The following is an 18250-nucleotide window of genomic DNA, read 5'->3' as shown; positions in this document are numbered from 1 at the left end:
GATCTCTTGATTTTAGCTTTTTAAATCAAGCTTTAAACCAGAGATTGATATACCATGGCGGGGCTTTTAAATAAATTAGTTCTTAATTTGTAGTGGCATATCTTTTTCTGATTGACTAATATTTTACATGTGTTACCTATTTCCCGGTAATGGCTGTAAGAAGGGGTTGGATATGAGTAAATCCAGTAATGGAAGTGGTGATAAGGTTCTTTATTGTTCTTTTTGTGGAAAAAGCCAGCATGAAGTGAAAAAGTTAATTGCTGGTCCTTCTGTATTTGTGTGTGATGAATGCGTTGAATTATGCAACGACATTATTCGTGAAGAAACACACGAAGCTCATGAAGAAGCAGAAGTGCGTTTACCCTCACCAAAAGAGATTTCAAAATTCCTTGATGAATATGTCATCGGTCAGCCGCATGCCAAAAAAGTGTTGTCTGTTGCCGTGTACAATCATTACAAGCGATTGCAGCATAAAAGCGAAGATGGCGTTGAACTAGGAAAAAGTAATATTTTATTAATTGGTCCAACTGGTAGCGGTAAAACTCTTTTAGCGCAAACCTTGGCTCGAATTTTAAATGTTCCTTTTGCTATGGCTGATGCAACAACACTGACCGAGGCAGGGTATGTCGGTGAAGACGTTGAAAATATTATTCAAAAGTTATTGCAGAAATGTGATTACGATGTTGATAAAGCACAGCAAGGTATTGTTTATATTGATGAAATTGATAAGATTTCCCGTAAATCAGACAATCCATCAATAACTCGAGATGTTTCTGGGGAAGGCGTTCAACAAGCCTTACTAAAACTTATCGAAGGAACAATTGCCTCTGTTCCCCCACAAGGTGGTCGTAAACATCCGCAACAGGAATTCTTGCAAGTAGATACCTCAAATATTTTATTTATCTGCGGTGGAGCATTTGCAGGTTTAGATAAAGTAATTAGAGAACGTAGCGATAAATCAGGAATTGGTTTTTCAGCACAACTGAAAAATAAAAAAGATACTAGTGATGAAGTCTCTAAAGTATTAAATCAATTAGAATCTGACGATTTGATTAAATATGGATTGATTCCTGAGTTTGTAGGTAGGTTACCTGTAGTAACTACATTGCAAGAGCTGGACCAGTCTGCGCTTATCGATATTCTTACTAATCCCAAGAATGCGCTTACCAAGCAGTTCCAGTCGCTTTTCAAAATGGAAGATGTTGAACTAGAATTTAGAGAAGAGGCTTTGGTTGCGATTGCGAAAAAAGCCCTAGAGCGAAAAATGGGTGCTCGCGGTTTACGTGCAATACTTGAAAATATTCTTTTAGACACCATGTATGAATTACCTTCTCTTGAAGGAGTAAATAAAGTTGTAATTGACGAGGGTGCCGTAAATAATTCGTCAAAGCCTATACTTATTTATGAGCATGATGAGATGAAGAGTGCAGCAGGTGGTAAAGAATAGCTAATTATTTTGCGACTATTCTCTATATTAGTCTCTGCGCCTTTATCCAGTTACTGGTTCAGAGACTTACACATTGAATAGTTGCTTATGTCATTTTTATTCAATCAATTAAGTCTTTCTAACAAGTAGCTGATAGGGCGCTTGCATCTAATTTAGATAAGTTGTCATATTAATTCTCCATTCTTACTAAGTACTTTGTTCATTTCCTCAAATACCGTTATACTCAGTTAAAGAGCAGTAAAAATTTGTTGTAAATTATAACTATAGCTTTTGTTTGAATAAGGGTTCGTTATGTCTATTGAAAATAAAGTGACGCCTAATGAGACTGAAAATGTGTCTATGATACCAGTGCTGCCACTGAGGGATGTGGTGGTTTATCCTCATATGGTTATTCCCCTTTTTGTTGGGCGAGGAAAATCAATTAAAGCCCTTGAAGCCGCTATGGTTGACAGTAAGCAAATTTTTTTAGTCGCGCAGAAAAAATCTTCTAATGATGATCCATCTCCAGAAGATATATACCATGTGGGTACTTTATCAAGCGTATTGCAGTTACTTAAGTTACCTGATGGTACAGTAAAGGTTTTAGTAGAAGGGGAGCAGCGGGCAAGAGTTAAGGGATATAGCCAGGAGAAGGGTTATCTAGAAGCCTCTCTGGAAGTAATGGACGAAGTAAATGTTGCCGTGCAAGAACCTGAGGTTGGCATCTTAATGCGTTCCTTAATGTCACAATTTGAGCAGTACATTAAGTTAAATAAAAAGATTCCTCCTGAAGTGCTTTCACCCTTGGCTGGAATAGAAGAGCCAGGTCGTCTAGCCGATACTATTGCTGCACATTTAACTTTGAAAGTTGATGATAAACAAGAATTATTAGAAACCTTAGATGTTGGCACGCGCCTTGAACGCTTAATGTCCGCCATTGAAACTGAAATTGACTTATTGCATGTTGAAAAACGGGTGCGTGGCCGTGTGAAACGTCAAATGGAAAAAAGTCAGCGCGAGTATTACCTAAATGAGCAAATGAAAGCCATTCAAAAAGAGTTGGGTGAGCTGGGTGAAGAAGGTAATGAAATCGAGCAGCTTGAAAAATCGATTGATAAAGCCGGCATGCCTAAAGAAGCGAAAGAAAAAGCAATGGCTGAGCTTCATAAATTAAAAATGATGTCACCTATGTCCGCAGAGGCAACAGTCATTCGTAATTATCTTGACTGGATGCTCATGGTTCCCTGGAAAAAGAAAAGTAAAATTCAATTTGATTTACTCAAAGCAGAAAAATTACTTGATAAAGAGCACCATGGCCTTGAGCGTGTGAAAGAACGCATTATCGAATATCTGGCAGTTCAACAACGGGTAAAACGTTTGAAAGGACCTATCTTATGTTTGGTTGGACCTCCAGGTGTAGGGAAAACATCCTTAGGACAATCCATTGCTAATGCGACAGGTCGTACATTCATACGTATTGCATTAGGTGGTGTTCGTGATGAAGCGGAGATCCGAGGTCACCGTAGAACTTATATTGGCTCAATGCCTGGAAAAATAATTCAGAAATTATGTAAAGCTGGAGTAAAAAACCCATTAATTATGCTTGATGAGGTAGATAAGATGGCTATGGACTTCCGTGGCGATCCAGCTTCTGCATTACTCGAAGTATTAGATCCAGAGCAAAACCATACATTTAGCGATCATTATTTGGAAGTGGATTATGATTTAAGCGATGTAATGTTCATTGCAACGGCAAACTCATTGGAAATTCCTGCACCTTTATTAGATAGAATGGAAGTCATTCGTTTGGCAGGTTATACCGAAGATGAAAAAGTCAGCATTGCTGAACAATATTTAGTGCCTAAGCAGATTAGTCTTAATGGTTTAAATAACAATGAGATTCATATTAGCGAAGGGGCTATTCGTGAAGTCATTCGCCACTACACTCGTGAGGCTGGCGTTCGTAACTTGGAACGTGATATCGCTAGTATTTGCCGAAAAGTTGTAAAAGAAATCTTATCAAGCAAGAAAAAGTCTAAGCGGTTAACTGTTACTGTAAATAATATAGAAAAATATCTGGGCGTTAAGAAATACAGATATGGTCTGGCAGAAGAGTTTGATCAAATTGGTCAAGTAACTGGTTTAGCTTGGACGAGCGTAGGAGGGGAGTTGCTGACTATTGAATCCTCCATGATGCCCGGTAAAGGTAAAGTGATCCATACGGGGCAATTGGGTGAGGTAATGCAAGAATCAATACATGCTGCAATGACTGTTGTACGTAGTCGTGCTAAAAAGTTACAGCTTGCTGATGATTTCTTTGAAAAATATGATTTCCACGTGCATGTTCCGGAAGGAGCGACTCCGAAAGATGGTCCTAGTGCTGGTATTGGTATGTGTACCGTATTGGTTTCTGTAGTCACACAAATTCCTGTTAAGGCAGATGTGGCAATGACAGGGGAAATTACCTTACGAGGACAGGTATTACCTATCGGTGGATTAAAAGAAAAGTTACTGGCTGCTCACCGGGGCGGAATTAAGCATGTAATCATCCCTGAAGAGAATGTAAAAGACCTGGAAGAGATACCCGATAATGTGTTGCGCAAGCTAACAATTCATCCTGTGAAGACTATTGAGCAGGTGTTAGAGCTGGCTTTACAACGCAGTCCTTGGATAGATAGTCCAGATAATATACAAGCTGCCGTTTTAGCGGGTAAAAAATCAAAAAAAATTAAAAATAATGATTTACATACCCATTAATTAAAGGTATATTTCCTTTCGTGGCCCGCTACTGGCGGGCGTTGCAAGGAAGTAACTACTTGACTGGTTAATTTGATTGAGTTTAAGTTAGATTAGCTTGAAGTATGGAAGATTAACTGTATAGGGGAAGCAATGAATAAGAGCGAATTAGTTGATGCTTTAGCAAGTGGTTCTGGTTTAACTAAGGCAGATGCAAGCAGAGTACTTGAGACTTTTACTAGTACTATTACTGATGCCTTAAAAAGTGGCGACCAAGTGGTAATACCTGGATTTGGCTCGTTCTCTACTGGTAACCGTTCTGCGCGTACTGGCAGAAACCCACAAACTGGGAAGATCATTGAGATCAAAGCGTCAAGAGTAGCTAAATTTAAAGCAGGCAAAAACCTGAAAGAAGCGGTTCAAGAAGCTTAAAGATTTGGGGTGCTTAGCTCAGCTGGGAGAGCATCGCCCTTACAAGGCGAGGGTCGTAGGTTCGATCCCTACAGCACCCACCATAATTATGGAGTGGTAGTTCAGTTGGTTAGAATACCGGCCTGTCACGCCGGGGGTCGCGGGTTCGAGCCCCGTCCACTCCGCCATATTTCTAAAACGCGCTTACAGGCGCGTTTTTTATTATAAGTGAGAGCACCAAGTTTATGCAGTGCATAACTGGTGAGTAGTAAAGCGAAATTTATAAGATTTCGGGTGCTTAGCTCAGCTGGGAGAGCATCGCCCTTACAAGGCGAGGGTCGTAGGTTCGATCCCTACAGCACCCACCATAGTTTGGAGTGGTAGTTCAGTTGGTTAGAATACCGGCCTGTCACGCCGGGGGTCGCGGGTTCGAGCCCCGTCCACTCCGCCATCATCCTAAATGAAGTCCTTCAATTCAGAGGACTTCAGCCAAAGAAATTTCATATAGGTTATCAAACATAAACAATTACCTTGCCGGACTCTTTATTGTATCTATAACCTCATATTTCCGATTTTCTCTAATACGAGTTACGATTTAACGCAAGCTGTTTCACGGTAAGCTTTTGTTCTTTGAGCTAATTTTATCCTATTTGCGCACTGGATAATTAATGATATAAGGCATTTTCCTGGAAATATATTGTTTTTTAACAATAATCGTTCACATAGTTATTTGTAAAATTTAGCAGTTTTTGTTTAGATTTTTGTCCGATTAGGTTACAATCCCACTTCATTAAAACTTTGTTAATACTAAATGGATCTCGGGACATGTTGCAGAAGTTAAATGAGCGCATACAAGGTGTTGTTGCTTGGCTAGTTGTCGTTTTAATCGGCATAACGTTTACTCTTTTTGGAGTTGATTACTATTTACAATCGCATCAAACATCCAATGCGAAAGTGATTGTTAATGGTGAATCCTTAACTTATCAGGCGTTTGAAACAAATTACAGACGTGCGCGCGGAATGCAGGATGCGGCGCATATGACGGCTGAAGATGAGAAAAAACTGCAAAGCCAGGTCCTCGATCAAATGGTGGCAAATGAAGTTATGGTACAAGCAGCGCATAAAAATGGCTTTGAGGTTAGTGAAAGCCAAGCGAATGCAGCTACTTTAAGTATTCCTCAATTCCAAGAAGATGGCCATTTTTCTGCTGAAAAATACCAGCAGGCGCTTAGTGCTGCTTTATTCACACAATCAAGTTTTCAAAATGAAGTGAGACAAGGCATGCTGTTGAACCAACAGCGATTTGCATTTATTGGTACTTCATTTGCGCTACCTGATGAAGTTGAACGTTTTGTGCGCTTATACATGCAAAATAGAGATTATGACTATCTAATTGTTCCTGCGTCACATTTTGCGAAAGAGGTTAATATTTCTTCGGACGCGGTTGCTGATTATTATAAAAAGCATCAAAAAGAGTTTATGGCCCCTGAGCAAGTAAGTCTGGAATATGTAACTCTGTCGATGAATGATATTAAAAAGCAAATAAAAATATCCAATGAGGATGTAAGTCGTTTCTATAATGAAAATCAAAATAACTACCTAACTCCAGCACAATGGCATGTTGCTCATATTTTGTTTGCTATTCCTGAAGGGGTTTCCAAAGATGAGCTAGATCAAATTCAGAAAAAGGCTGACGACGCTTATGCAGTATTACAAAAAGATCCCAGCCAATTTGATAAGCTTGTTGCTTCAGAGTCTGATGATAAGCTTTCTGTAGCGGATAAAGGAGAGCTTCCCTGGATTACTGCAGGACAAAATGATTATGATAAGATTTTATCTAATCTAACAAAGACAGGGGAAATATCAGCCCCAGCTCGAACCAAGCATGGCTTTGAGATTTTTAAATTAATTGCCTACAAACCCGTAACCATCAAGCCCTTATCAGAAGTTGAGGTAACAATTAAAGAGCAATTGATGACCGAAATGGCGCAAGCTAAATATGCACAAGCATTGGAGCAGTTATCTGATTTAAGTTATCAGTCACCTGACTCCTTAAAGCCTGTTTCTGATACGATGAAATTAAAAATTGAGACGACTAAACCGTTCTCGCGTGCTGGCGGCCAGGATAGTTTAACTAAAAATCCACAAGTGATTAATGCTGCCTTTAGCCACGATGTATTAGAGTTAGGAAATAATAGCGAGCCGATTCAATTAGATAATGATTCGGTTATTGTTGCTCGTGTTAATGAACATATGCCTGAGAAGGAGCAATCATTAAATGAAGTACAGAGCCAAATTCATAATACATTGATAAAACAAGCTGCTGAAGCCAAAGCTAAAACACTTGGCGAAAGCTTGCAAAACCCAGTTGATGACCAAAAACATGAAGCGATTCTTAGTGCCAATAAGCTATCTTGGACTACAGTAGAACAAGCTACTCGAGATAGTGATAAAGCAGATCCTCAAATCAATGAGTTGGCATTTAACTTATTACGACCAGAAAGCCGCGATGGTGCTGTTTTACCTAATGGTGATTATGTTGTTGTAAGACTAAAGCACATTAATGATGGAAAATTAAGTACTTTAGATAAGGAACAACAGGAAAGCCTCATTCAACAGATCGAAGCTAGTTATGGCATGATGGATTATGATTTATATGCAAAAAGTTTAATTAATCAAGCCCAAATTGAAAGACATTAGCATGAGTTCTATTTAATTTTGACTATTAATATGAAAGGGGCTGGACCCAGCCCCAGTCAAAAGCAAAGGACTGCTGAATAAGGGATGCAAAGCCCTAAGTTAAATGGGATTAGTGCTACTTAATTTTAGGAGTAGCTATGACAAATATACGTAAGTTTACCGATCATAACTTGATGCTATTTTATGGTAATGTCTTACAGCATTATAAGCATTATATTAATCAAGATAATGTTCCCAAAGACGTGACATCAATTTATAATGAACTGTTCTTTGCTGTACAAAACTCCCTTGAATCACCTTACGGTACACTTTATCATTTAGAGCCTTCCGAAAAAGCAAAAGTTTACAAATCCTTTAATGCAATCTTTTACGCTTTACCTATTTATAAAGATCTTTCTGAGCTAGAGAAGAAGAACTTTAAACCAGAGCCTCCCAAATTTAACGTTAAAATTAAATTTGTATACAACAACTACAATCGTTATGACTGTCATAACTCAGCCTTATTTGATTGGTTGTTGCTCAGCTCAATTATTCATGATTGTCATTATCATAATTCACATCATCATGGAGGATACCCTAATGGTGGATGGAATCATGGTAATCATCATGGCCATGGCGGTGGCAGTTACTCTGATAAAAACGACTTATCAGAACTCCTTGCTGCATTGGCAATATTGCTCTTAGCCGCAATTGCAGCGGTATTGGCGAGCATTGCTATGTATTATATGCTAAATCAGCTTTTAGAAGGTGCTGAACGTTTTTATTATAATGAAGGTTGGTTAAAGGCAGCATTAATAATGGCTAACTCCATTGCTTTTGGCGCAGGCTCGACACTGCTTACCTTAACATTTGCCGCTGCTCCTTTGACTAGTTTAGCAATTATGGCCGGCTTTAATCCTGCGGTTGTGGTTGTTACCGGAGCAGTTCTTTTGAGTATCATTGGTGCGGGCATCGGTGCATTTGCAATGAATCTATTGTGTAGTCCTTTACAGGCTGATAAAAATGCGATGGATCCGAATGATCCCCTTCGTTTTAGGTTAACAGCTAAAGAGGAATATAACTTAGCAGAAAGAGGCATCGACCCAACAATGGTGAAATGTGCTATGGCAGCTCTTCGTGCTGAAATCGCTAAACTCTTAGGCAATAATAATGCAGAAATCCCATCATTCTTTTCGCGTAAAGATAAGAGTATGGCTAAGGTTAATGAATGCCTTCAAAAGGTTCGCAATCTACGTAGTGGTGTTATTAAGAGCGTTGAAGTAGGGGATTTATTCTTTGATTGTGAAGTAAAAACCCCATATTATATGCCACCGCAATTTTATGCTTATGTGCCCGTGGTAGAGCAACGTTTTGTATCACCACCGCCTGAGTCTTATTATCAGGAATCAGCTCAAAACTTCTTTGCGCAGCAGGGCTATGATGCTACTCAGTATACAGGTGGATTCCAACTACAGCCATCAGCACCCTCGATGGATGAGCTACAATCTCCTCCACCCTATGATGGTATTACTTATAACACTTCATTTGGATCGGCTCATTATTAATAGTAGGCTGGGCTGTAAAGCCCAGCAAACATTTCTTTATTAAATTAAAAATTTTCTAATTTCCAAACTTCATAGGCAGGAGTTTCATAAGGATGCGCTTCTTTTAAGGCGCTAATAACTTCATGGATGCAATTTTGAGCGCAAACCATTTCGACTTTATATTCTGGAACTTTTTCAAGCTTATCCGTTTCGCCAATAAAGGGTTCACTTCCCTGTAAAGGCATAAATTGACCTTCACCCAACACCTCCCATGCGCAATGAGAATAATTACCAATAATACCTGCTCCCGCGTTAAAAACGGCTTCTTTAACAGGAGCTAAATGGGATACAGGAACATAGAAACAAAGTTTATACATAGCAAAATTTCCCTATATTTAGAAAAGTGAAGCTTGGCTGCCTGCAAAAGCTTACCCTCAGTCGCAAGCAACCAAGTTGCGTTACCTACTGTAATGTAGGTGTACCATTAAACAGCTCGATAGAGGTTTCATCTTTCAAGCCTTGGATTTCTTTTCGCAAAACCATTGGTGGGCTAAATAAAGTTTCAGCTTTTTTCGAGCTGAATACTCTCGCTAATTGATAAATAATTTCATCAATTAATCTTTTAAACACATTACTCTGATTAGATTGTAGGGTATGTTTAATCTCTTTATCGCGGTAGCTGTTTTTAAAGGCATTTAATTTTTCAAATGGAGATGCATCTTCATTAGTACAGCTAATGGTTCTTTGCAAGGTTTGAACTGCAGCATAGCTTTTAGCGGCAGCAAGTAATGCAGGACTTGGATTACTCAGCTCATTATTTAGTACTTGAGTTGCGATTGCAGCTGCATCGATGGATTCTGCAATAACGATATCCTCATCCCCATCGACCTCGTTAAGTTGAATGGTATACCCACTGTGATTTTTCATCTCATTCAAAATTTGTGCACGTAGATAGTCAATGCAATCATCACAACGAGCATTTAGGCGTTCAATTGTGGATAGGTACTTTTTCTCATGTTGATATTCTTTATCCGTATAATACTTGAAGTAACTTACCACTTTATCTTCATGACCTTCATGTAGCCATGCTAAGCATTGATTTAATGTGGATTTTGATATACCTTGCACCTTTTGTGCCAAATCTTTAAGTTCAATTTGTTCTTGATTTTTTTTGATGCAGTTAATAATTTGACCTTCAGCAATATGTCGTAATGCTAAGCCGGGAGACGTTTTCTGAGCATAAGTATCGTTTTGTTGTAAGTAATCAATAAGCATGTCAACATTACTATCTTCCCAACTGATTCCTGAGCTTAGGGGAGCGTTTTCGGGGGCATCGGCATGATGAATCAAGACTATTTGTTCTGAGTTGTGTGACATCGCCATTTGTTCCATCACACTTAAACCGCCGCCACGAGTAACAACAATATTGCTGCGAGTCATTAGGGCAGAAATTTCTTTATCACCTTGATTGTCCAGACGAACAATTCGATCTCTATATTCTTCATGCGTACTGATTAATTCATCAATTTTATCGCTAAGGCTTTTATTTTTACCGCCAAATACGAATACTCGTTCCATTCCGCATTTAAGTAGGGGTTCAATATATTTTACTGTATCAGCACCTGCTTGGCTTCCAAGCATAATCGAGGCGATTTGCTCTCCAGGAGCAATGGTGTATGGGCTCTGTTCTTTTTGAAAGCTAAGCGTTACTTCCTCATGAAAATTGTCGCTATTGTCATAGGCGCTATCTTTAAAGGCGGTGCGGACCATTGGGTTTCTGTCGGGAGGAACATTGTAAATTTTATTGAAATGATTACCTTGTGGAAAGAAATGTTGAATGACATCGTCCGTCATGTTAATGCCATATAACCTCATTTGCTGCTGTTGCGTTGGGGTTAGCGTAGCAAGAACATTAAAAAAATGTACTGCGCCTAATGTAGGAAGGTCAGTTAAATATTGATTTATAATAATACGGCTTTCAATAGGGCGGCTGGCGTTATAATCTTTAACCACATCACATAATGCAGGAAGAGCCATGGCTTGAGTACTAATAATTTCGGTATACGGTGAGCCCTGTAACTCCGCATCTTGTAATGTCTTCATGAAATAATCATAAACTATTTGATAGTTAAATGTATCACTCATGCTTTGGAGAGCAATTAATTTTTTCAGGGTACTGGTTTTTTCATTGCGCTGTAATATATTCCAAACAGCCGCACTTTCATAACCCTCAGGATATACATCAAGTAACATATCGATGTAACAGCGAGAACCGTTGGTTTGTTCTTTTTTACTTAAGTTTTTAATTTCTTCATCTAAGGCATGGGCATTAGGCAATAGAGGAATCGGGGTTAACTCAATTAGCTTTTGGAGGGGTTTTCCTACCCCATAAGCGTGCATAATATTGGCACCCGTATGAATTGATGCGGCCGGCGGCTTCTGCTCTGCTAAAACTGGTGTATATAAAGGAAGCTCAATCTCATTTGAAAAATAGGTTATTTTAAGCGACTGCTCAATACCTAAGATTGCTGATATATGACCCCCGCCGCCACTACATCCAAGCAATAATGGTTTTTTAAGTTGTGGTTTTGTTTGTTCCTTGGTCGGCTTGATATTATCGTGGGTTTTCTGCTCTTTACTCATCGAATACCTCGCACTTTAAAAAAAACAGGCAAATTGATTTATTTTTAACACATTGTATCATTTATTTCTTAAGATTTTCTTATGTCATAAATATCGTGCTCTATTTAAAAGCACTAATTGCAATCAATTCACATAAACCCTAATGATAATAGCCAGAAATAGATAAGACAATTTTTTAAGGCATTAGGTTATTACGGGCAATGAGGGGCAATGGACATAGGCCAAATATAAATATTATGTGTAGAAGAGCCTGAGGCGTTTAAGAACATGCAATCTTTGGAATTTATTAATTATTGAAAATTTAAGAGGCTGAAGTGTGATTTGGCGGAGAGACAGGGATTCGAACCCTGGGAAGGTTGCCCTTCAACGGTTTTCAAGACCGCCGCATTCGACCGCTCTGCCATCTCTCCGACAGGCGAGAATACTATCGCAACGTTAAAAGATTTGCAAATACTTTTTTGATTTCATTGCAAATTAAATCCACATAAGAATGTTCGCAAATTAGATAGTCCTAGGTATAATGATCCAAATTTTTTTTGTTACTGTTTGTGGATGCAGCAGATATAATTCAATAGGTGTAGTTATGAAACGAATTCAAGTGTTATTCCTGGTTGGTCTTCTGGTTTCTTTATCTTCGTGTAAGACCTGGTGGAATAAGGATGATGACGATAAAAATCCATTTAAAGGGATGAGTGCGGAACAGCTTCATGATGAATCGCAAAAGGCCTTACGTAAAAAAGAATACGTGAGCGCGATTAAACGATTGGAAGCAATGGAAACAATGTACCCTTTTAGTGATTATACTGAAAATTCACAAATGGATTTGATTTATGCCTATTATCAAAATGAGGATTATCCTTCTGCTGCAGCGACCGCGGAACGATTTATTCATCTTTACCCACGTGCAAAACATGTAGATTATGCCTATTACATGCGTGGATTAGCTAATTTCCAACAAACTCGTGGTGTTTTTGCTAAAATGCTGCCTATGGATGAGTCTTGGCGCGATCCTGGAACTCAGACGCAAGCCTACTCTGATTTTGCTGTATTTATTCAAAAATTCCCTGAAAGCAAATATCGTGCTAATGCCTTACAACGTATGATCTATTTACGTAATATGTTTGCTCAAAAGGAATTAAATATTTCTAAATTTTATTTCAAACGTAAAATGTATGTTGCAGCCATTGAGAGGGCAAGTTATTTAGTTAAAAACTATCCTCAAGCACCAAGTGTGCAGCAAGCGTTAGCTGTTATGTATGAATCTAATGTTGCTTTGGGATTAAACAGCGCGGCTGAAGAAGCTAAGAAAGTTTATCAAGCAACTTATCATACAACAAATATGCCCAAGATATCTTAATTGTTTACCATACTATAACTTTCGTTATTGTAGTGCTGCGAAGTAACCAGGAGTCTGAATTGTTCTTCTGGATTGCTTCGCTATTTTGCATCAAAGCCCATGTTATTAGCGATTTTAAGCCCAGGGCCAGCTCTAATAGTTTGATAAGCTGAGAGCCTTTTAGGACGCTATGGAAATAGAATGAGATGGGGATTATCGGATAAAAGGAAGTCCTGGTTGCAAATAACCAGGACATAAGAATTATATAGCTTCCTCTAATGCCGGGGTTGCGACTTTAAAAGCAGCCAAAAGATCATTTGTTAATTCACGTAATTCACCAGCTAACAAAGTAAGTGCTGCATCACGTTGTTGTAGTTCTTCATCCAATTGTTTAATTTCATTAAAATCATCAACCAGATAATCAAGGCTCTTCAATTTCTTAAAAGTGAAATCATGAGTTAAGGTAAATTGAATACGTTCTTTCCAAATTAAGGAAATTTCGGAAGTAACCATGCCTTGCTCTAACAAAGTCAAAATTTCATCTGCAGGTAATTCATAGCCTTTGCAGTGAATTCGTTTTTTTTCATTATCTAAGGAAAAAAGAACACAATCAGATGCTAATTGGAAATTAGCAGGAAGGCTAGCTGGGGATTGTATCCATTCTGCAAAACGTACCGCTAAATTTTCTGTATGAGTAATTGGGTCGATGCTAATACCTGGAACTGATTTACGCAGTAAAGAGGTTAGTTGAGATGCTTGGTTATTACTGGAGGCATTAATAATAATACGCTTACTTGCTGCATCCAGAATAGCTAGCAATCTTTTTTGTATGCAAAATGATTTAGGAAGCAATTCAAATTCAATGTCTTCTGCCATTTGTGCTTTTTCGGCGCGCTTAACCATACGACCGTGTTGGTTTTCAAGCGCTTGCACGCGTTCAGCCAGCATTTTATTAACCACACCTCGAGGTAATAAGCGCTCTTCTTTACCCATACAAATAAGTGAGGTGCCAGCAACTTCCTGAACTAATTCATCAGAAAAAACAGGGCTCCAACCGTAAATAAACCGTGCGTGCGGAGGGCAGGGTTTGAGAATATTTTCAGCTAAAGACGCTTCTAAAACACTCGCGTCGTCAAGCTCAAATTGATAAATAAGTGCGTTATTAAACCACATGAACAACTCCTGATGTTACATAATATAATAGGTGCCAATAGCCATGGTCCTATTATACGGAAGTTTATAAAATTCGATATTTAAATTGGCAGAATAATTGCGAATTAAAAATGCAAATAATTTTTCTTGCCAGAAAAAGGTTAGTGACTTTCTGCTTTTTGAGGCTAAAATATTTGGAATTTCAACCATATAGGTGGCACGGTCTTTATTAAACTTGAAGGGCAAGATATTTTTATCCGATGCGCGTTCTATAGCGCGAGGAATGGAAATTGTTTCCATAAACCCATAATGCAATGTTAAGCAATAAACCCGTTCGTCAAGGCATGTGACTTCATAGCGCTGGCTATAATGGACATGCGGAATGTTATCTACCACATGATTTACAATGATTACATGTTCGGGAACAGAGCGGCTAAGTTTTAGGAAATGCAAAAAGCTGCCTCCACTGCGGTCATAGGCATCGGTAATAAATACGGCAGTTAAATCAGTAAGTTGATTTAGGTTTTTATACTGCAACTGCTTTAAAATTTTAGAAATATCCTCTTTATTCATATAGAAGTTGCAACGCAGGTATTCCAACCCATATTTCCAGGTATACATAATGGTTGCTAAGATGAAAGCAAAGGTTACGGGTACCCAGCCGCCGGTTAAGAATTTATGAGCATTCGATCCCAGGAAGGCAAAGTCAATAAGAAGAAATAAACCAAAGATCACCGAAGTTTTTGTTTTTGACCATTGCCAGATGGAAATGGCAGTATAGGCAACCATAAAATCTACCATAAGCATATAGGCATTGACGGCTATTCCATAAGCATGCGCCATTTTATCGGATGTGCGGAAGGCAAAAGAAAGAGCTATGGTGCCAAGGAATAAGATAAAATTGATTTGTGGCACATAGATTTGGCCAGAATATTCTTTTGAGGTTTGGACTATAGGTATGCGCGGGCATAAACCTAATAATACGGCCTGTTTAGTTAAAGAGAAGGTCGCGGAGATTACTGCTTGTGAGGCAATAATGGTAGCAAGAGTGGCCAGAATAATTAAAGGTAAATAAAACCAGCTAGGGGCAATCATATAAAAAGGGTTACTAATGGCGTCTGGGTGTAAGAGCAAATTAGCCCCCTGGCCAAAATAGTTTAATATCAAACAGGGTAAGACTAGGAAAAACCAACTGGTGCGAATAGGATTTTTACCAAAATGGCCAATGTCTGCATAAAGTGCCTCGCCACCAGTAACAACCAGAAAAATGCCGCCTAATAATAAATAGCCTTTAAAGCCGGTATTTTGCAACATGACAAAGGCGTAATAAGGATTTATGGCTTTAAGCACGACGGGCGCAGAAATAATTTGAATAACACCTAAAGCGGCGATGGTGAAAAACCAGATAAAAGTTAATGGTCCAAATAAATAACCAATACTGGCAGTTCCTTTTGACTGGATCATAAAGAGAAACACCAAAATCACTACCGCGGTGGGAAGAATATAAGGTGTGAATGAATTGGATAAGGTGCCAAGTCCTTCGACCGCGCTAATAACGGAGATGGCGGGGGTAAGCATGCCATCTCCCAAGAGGAGTCCTGCGCCAAACATTGCCAGGATGTAAAATAAAGGGACGTATTTGGCATCTTTGTGCTTTAATAAAGCTAATAAAGCAAGAATACCTCCTTCACCATCATTGTCGGCTCGGAAAATCATAATTAGGTACTTAAATGAAATAATAATAATTAAGCACCAGAAAATAAGGGACAAAACCCCTAAAATATTTCCCTCGTTTACTGTGAGATTTTCTAAAGTAACTTTTAATGCATATAAGGGACTTGTTCCTATATCCCCGAATACAACTCCTAAAGCGGCTAATGTAAGTCCATAGGAGAATTTATTTGTTTTGTCCATAGAAACAATGCACCTTGTTAGAAACTATTCTCATCTTACCAATAAGCATTAATAGCTAAAACATATGCCATGAAATGAGAGGTATTTTTTCCCGCAACCGGAAACCAAACGCCGCCAATAACACCTACATTGGCGTTAAAGTTATACTCAAGCGCTGGAGCGAGTCCATATTCATAATATTGTTGAGAGCCAATTAAAGCTAAGTCATTATTTACAATATCTAAAATACCATTAAAGCGTGTTGCTTGTCCCTCAGAATAATATCCTTCCATCACAGCAACCCAGTTTTGGGTTAGCGTATACTCAAAAGCAATATCTACGTTATCCTCAGCACCGGGTTTAATTCTTCCTTGTGTATTGGATGTGCCGCCAAAGCTATTGAATCCTATAACATTCACTGGGGTTGAGAAGAGTCGCGAGATCATAAAGCGAGTACGCAAGTAATGAGAATTATAAATTTCTTTGAGATATTGAATGTTTGCTGCAATGAGAGTTCGGTAACTTCCCAATCCGGTGGCATCAGTACCTAAAAATGCTGGATTTAATCTATCATAGGTTCCAGTGGGAAATGTTTCCTGAACAAAGAAGCGAATGTCAGGAAGCCATCTCGATTTTTTTTGTTCTGTCAGTTGCAGTCCTACTCCTACAGAGCTATCTGTTACGCGGTTATAATGCACTCCACGCGTGCTGTTAAAGGCATAAGGTACTGAAAGCTGCACATCGAGCCAGTCGGTAAAACCATGGGTCAAAAGCGGATTTAAAAGCACGCTACTAAATAAAGGTGTCTTACGAAACTTTCCAGCACCGTTATATAAGCCATCAGTCTCGACATCGATGCCATAAAGTTCAAAGTTGGTATGGCCGCGCGGCACGGTATGACCTGCTGGCGCCAGAATTGGTCCAGTGAACCAGGGGGAAGCATAAGTTATTCCATTAAAAAGGCTGGCGCAAAGGAAAAAAACGAATATTTTTACATAATGTGACATAAAGCATCCCTATATATTTTTATTTAGCGAATTGCGATAGCCTGTTGAAAAGACTAAATATTATTTTTAAAAAAACATTGAGCAAATAATGCAATTAGGTGTTTCAAAAATAATGAGTTAGCCTGGGAGTACTTGTTTCGAAGTATATCTATTGCAGGTCTACGTTTCTTTGTGTAGATTAGCCGATTTTTGTCCGTTGGGAAATAGATAATGAATGCAAAAGTCATTTTGCTTGCTGCAAAGCAAAACACTGTATTACGTGGCCATCCCTGGATTTTCCCCAAGGCAATCGCACGAACCTCTGGGAAGCTTATTACTGGGAATTTAGTTGATATCTATAATGCTGAAGAAGAACTTATTGGGGTAGGGGCATATAACGAGCACTCCTTATATAGGGTTAGAGTTTTAGCATTAACTAATGAAAACATTGATCGAAGCAGTTTTTATACCTTAATTACCCACCGCCTAAAACAGGCTCATTTAGTAAGGCAGTGTTTAAATTTACCCAATGAGCAAACAACAGCCTACCGATTTTTTAATAGTGAAGCAGATGGTTTATCGGGTTTAACCATTGACAGGTTTAATCAAGTTTGTGTGGTTGCAAGTTCAGCTTATTGGGTTGAAGCTAATAAGAGTGTAATTAGCAAAGCCTTACAAGAACTATTTCCAAATGATCAAATTATTTGGATGCCCCAGGTTAAACCCTTGGGACAAGATGGCTGGAAGCAAGTAACTCAGCAAGTAGTAGAGCAAAGTGCTCAGGTACGTGAAGCGGGAGTTATTTATCAAGTTGAATTTGCAAATGCGCAAAAAACAGGTTTATTTATTGACCAGCGCGAAAATCATCAACGCATTGCTCAATTAGCTCAAGGCAAAAAATTATTAGATTTGTATAGTTACACTGGTGGTTTTGCTTTGCATGCAGCTAAGGCTGGCGCAGTTAAAGTAACGGCAGTAGATAGTTCAGCTCAGGCTATTGCGCAGGGGGTTAATAATGCTGCATTAAATGGTTTAACCGATATTGAGTTTATTGAAGCGGATGCCCGAGATTATCTTATGAAAGCAGGGGAGTATGACATTGTTGTACTGGACCCACCTAAACTGGTTCCCTCTCAACAACATATTCAACGCGCAAAAAATTATTATCGATTTTTACATCGTGAAGTGTTTAAGCACATGAATTCTGGTTCATTATTAATGACTTGTAATTGCTCCTCAGCACTTTCAGCCCAAGAATTTTGCTCGCTGGTAAGTGCGCAAGCAGGCGCTGTAGGTAAGCAGGCACGTGTTTTAGGCATTTATGGACCAGCAAGTTGTCATCCTACTTTAGCTGCATTTCCGGAGGGAAATTATTTAACGGCTGTGTTGTTGGCAGTGGTTTAAGTTGTAGCCCGTATTACGCCTTGCAGTAATACGGGCTACA

At 38.8% G+C, this 18250-nt stretch carries 12 protein-coding genes and 5 tRNA genes; 11 read left to right on the top strand and 6 right to left on the bottom strand.

Annotated elements, in window-relative coordinates:
• The first annotated feature begins 172 nt into the window (after positions 1 to 172).
• The 9 genes from clpX to BN3124_RS14480 all read left to right on the top strand — a co-directional run bounded on the left by clpX (position 173) and on the right by BN3124_RS14480 (position 8817).
• Positions 173 to 1447 (top strand): ATP-dependent Clp protease ATP-binding subunit ClpX, encoded by a 1275-nt coding sequence (gene clpX / locus BN3124_RS14520; RefSeq protein WP_058535485.1) that lies wholly within the window; start codon positions 173 to 175, stop codon positions 1445 to 1447.
• A 291-nt stretch (positions 1448 to 1738) separates the two neighbouring features.
• On the top strand, positions 1739 to 4183 hold the full coding sequence (lon, locus tag BN3124_RS14515) for an endopeptidase La (RefSeq protein WP_058535484.1): 2445 nt from the start codon (positions 1739 to 1741) through the stop codon (positions 4181 to 4183).
• 132 nt (positions 4184 to 4315) lie between these two features.
• Positions 4316 to 4594, top strand: coding sequence for an HU family DNA-binding protein (locus BN3124_RS14510; protein WP_058535483.1), 279 nt, complete (start codon positions 4316 to 4318; stop codon positions 4592 to 4594).
• Positions 4595 to 4601: 7 nt separating this feature from the next.
• Positions 4602 to 4677: transfer RNA gene (locus BN3124_RS14505), tRNA-Val, on the top strand.
• A gap of 7 nt (positions 4678 to 4684) precedes the next feature.
• Positions 4685 to 4761 (top strand) — tRNA-Asp (locus BN3124_RS14500).
• Positions 4762 to 4865: 104 nt separating this feature from the next.
• Positions 4866 to 4941: transfer RNA gene (locus tag BN3124_RS14495), tRNA-Val, on the top strand.
• Between the two features lie 6 nt (positions 4942 to 4947).
• Positions 4948 to 5024 (top strand) — tRNA-Asp (locus BN3124_RS14490).
• 374 nt (positions 5025 to 5398) lie between these two features.
• Positions 5399 to 7273, top strand: a complete 1875-nt coding sequence (locus BN3124_RS14485) for a SurA N-terminal domain-containing protein (RefSeq protein WP_058535482.1) — start codon at positions 5399 to 5401, stop codon at positions 7271 to 7273.
• Positions 7274 to 7410: 137 nt separating this feature from the next.
• Positions 7411 to 8817 carry a hypothetical protein gene (locus BN3124_RS14480; protein ID WP_058535481.1) on the top strand — a complete coding sequence of 469 codons (1407 nt, stop codon included), beginning with the start codon at positions 7411 to 7413 and terminating at the stop codon, positions 8815 to 8817.
• 44 nt (positions 8818 to 8861) lie between these two features.
• On the opposite strand, the gene BN3124_RS14475 is transcribed toward BN3124_RS14480, so the two are convergent.
• From BN3124_RS14475 to BN3124_RS14465, 3 genes are all read right to left on the bottom strand, one after another.
• Complete coding sequence (locus BN3124_RS14475; protein WP_058535480.1) at positions 8862 to 9173, bottom strand: YqfO family protein; 312 nt, start codon at positions 9171 to 9173, stop codon at positions 8862 to 8864.
• An 85-nt stretch (positions 9174 to 9258) separates the two neighbouring features.
• Positions 9259 to 11439 (bottom strand): hypothetical protein, encoded by a 2181-nt coding sequence (locus tag BN3124_RS14470; RefSeq protein WP_058535479.1) that lies wholly within the window; start codon positions 11437 to 11439, stop codon positions 9259 to 9261.
• A gap of 322 nt (positions 11440 to 11761) precedes the next feature.
• Positions 11762 to 11849 (bottom strand) — tRNA-Ser (locus BN3124_RS14465).
• A 173-nt stretch (positions 11850 to 12022) separates the two neighbouring features.
• Here BN3124_RS14465 and BN3124_RS14460 point away from each other — a divergent pair.
• Positions 12023 to 12796 (top strand): outer membrane protein assembly factor BamD, encoded by a 774-nt coding sequence (locus tag BN3124_RS14460; RefSeq protein WP_058535478.1) that lies wholly within the window; start codon positions 12023 to 12025, stop codon positions 12794 to 12796.
• A 240-nt stretch (positions 12797 to 13036) separates the two neighbouring features.
• Here BN3124_RS14460 and BN3124_RS14455 read toward each other — a convergent pair whose 3' ends face one another.
• From BN3124_RS14455 to BN3124_RS14445, 3 genes are read right to left on the bottom strand one after another with little or no spacing between them, the layout of a single operon-like run.
• Complete coding sequence (locus BN3124_RS14455) at positions 13037 to 13948, bottom strand: recombination-associated protein RdgC (protein ID WP_058535477.1); 912 nt, start codon at positions 13946 to 13948, stop codon at positions 13037 to 13039.
• A 15-nt stretch (positions 13949 to 13963) separates the two neighbouring features.
• Positions 13964 to 15841 carry a potassium transporter Kup gene (locus tag BN3124_RS14450; protein ID WP_058535476.1) on the bottom strand — a complete coding sequence of 626 codons (1878 nt, stop codon included), beginning with the start codon at positions 15839 to 15841 and terminating at the stop codon, positions 13964 to 13966.
• A gap of 35 nt (positions 15842 to 15876) precedes the next feature.
• Positions 15877 to 16827, bottom strand: coding sequence for a transporter (locus tag BN3124_RS14445; protein WP_058535475.1), 951 nt, complete (start codon positions 16825 to 16827; stop codon positions 15877 to 15879).
• 210 nt (positions 16828 to 17037) lie between these two features.
• On the opposite strand from BN3124_RS14445, the gene BN3124_RS14440 reads away from it, so the two are divergent.
• Entirely contained in the window at positions 17038 to 18210 is a 1173-nt protein-coding gene (locus BN3124_RS14440; RefSeq protein ID WP_058535474.1) for a class I SAM-dependent rRNA methyltransferase, read from the top strand.
• Positions 18211 to 18250: the final 40 nt, after the last annotated feature.

This window comes from Legionella saoudiensis, from assembly GCF_001465875.1.
GTDB classification, from domain to species: domain Bacteria; phylum Pseudomonadota; class Gammaproteobacteria; order Legionellales; family Legionellaceae; genus Legionella; species Legionella saoudiensis.
This window is presented reverse-complemented; position numbering and strand designations above follow the sequence as displayed.

Bases quoted from the DNA above. Each gene is read 5' to 3' on its own strand.
- BN3124_RS14445 (WP_058535475.1), bottom strand. From the start codon at position 16,827: ATGTCACATTATGTAAAAATATTCGTTTTTTTCCTTTGCGCCAGCCTT.
- BN3124_RS14450 (WP_058535476.1), bottom strand. From the start codon at position 15,841: ATGGACAAAACAAATAAATTCTCCTATGGACTTACATTAGCCGCTTTA.
- clpX (WP_058535485.1), top strand. From the start codon at position 173: ATGAGTAAATCCAGTAATGGAAGTGGTGATAAGGTTCTTTATTGTTCT.
- BN3124_RS14480 (WP_058535481.1), top strand. From the start codon at position 7,411: ATGACAAATATACGTAAGTTTACCGATCATAACTTGATGCTATTTTAT.
- BN3124_RS14455 (WP_058535477.1), bottom strand. From the start codon at position 13,948: ATGTGGTTTAATAACGCACTTATTTATCAATTTGAGCTTGACGACGCG.
- BN3124_RS14470 (WP_058535479.1), bottom strand. From the start codon at position 11,439: ATGAGTAAAGAGCAGAAAACCCACGATAATATCAAGCCGACCAAGGAA.
- BN3124_RS14510 (WP_058535483.1), top strand. From the start codon at position 4,316: ATGAATAAGAGCGAATTAGTTGATGCTTTAGCAAGTGGTTCTGGTTTA.
- BN3124_RS14485 (WP_058535482.1), top strand. From the start codon at position 5,399: ATGTTGCAGAAGTTAAATGAGCGCATACAAGGTGTTGTTGCTTGGCTA.
- lon (WP_058535484.1), top strand. From the start codon at position 1,739: ATGTCTATTGAAAATAAAGTGACGCCTAATGAGACTGAAAATGTGTCT.
- BN3124_RS14440 (WP_058535474.1), top strand. From the start codon at position 17,038: ATGAATGCAAAAGTCATTTTGCTTGCTGCAAAGCAAAACACTGTATTA.
- BN3124_RS14460 (WP_058535478.1), top strand. From the start codon at position 12,023: ATGAAACGAATTCAAGTGTTATTCCTGGTTGGTCTTCTGGTTTCTTTA.
- BN3124_RS14475 (WP_058535480.1), bottom strand. From the start codon at position 9,173: ATGTATAAACTTTGTTTCTATGTTCCTGTATCCCATTTAGCTCCTGTT.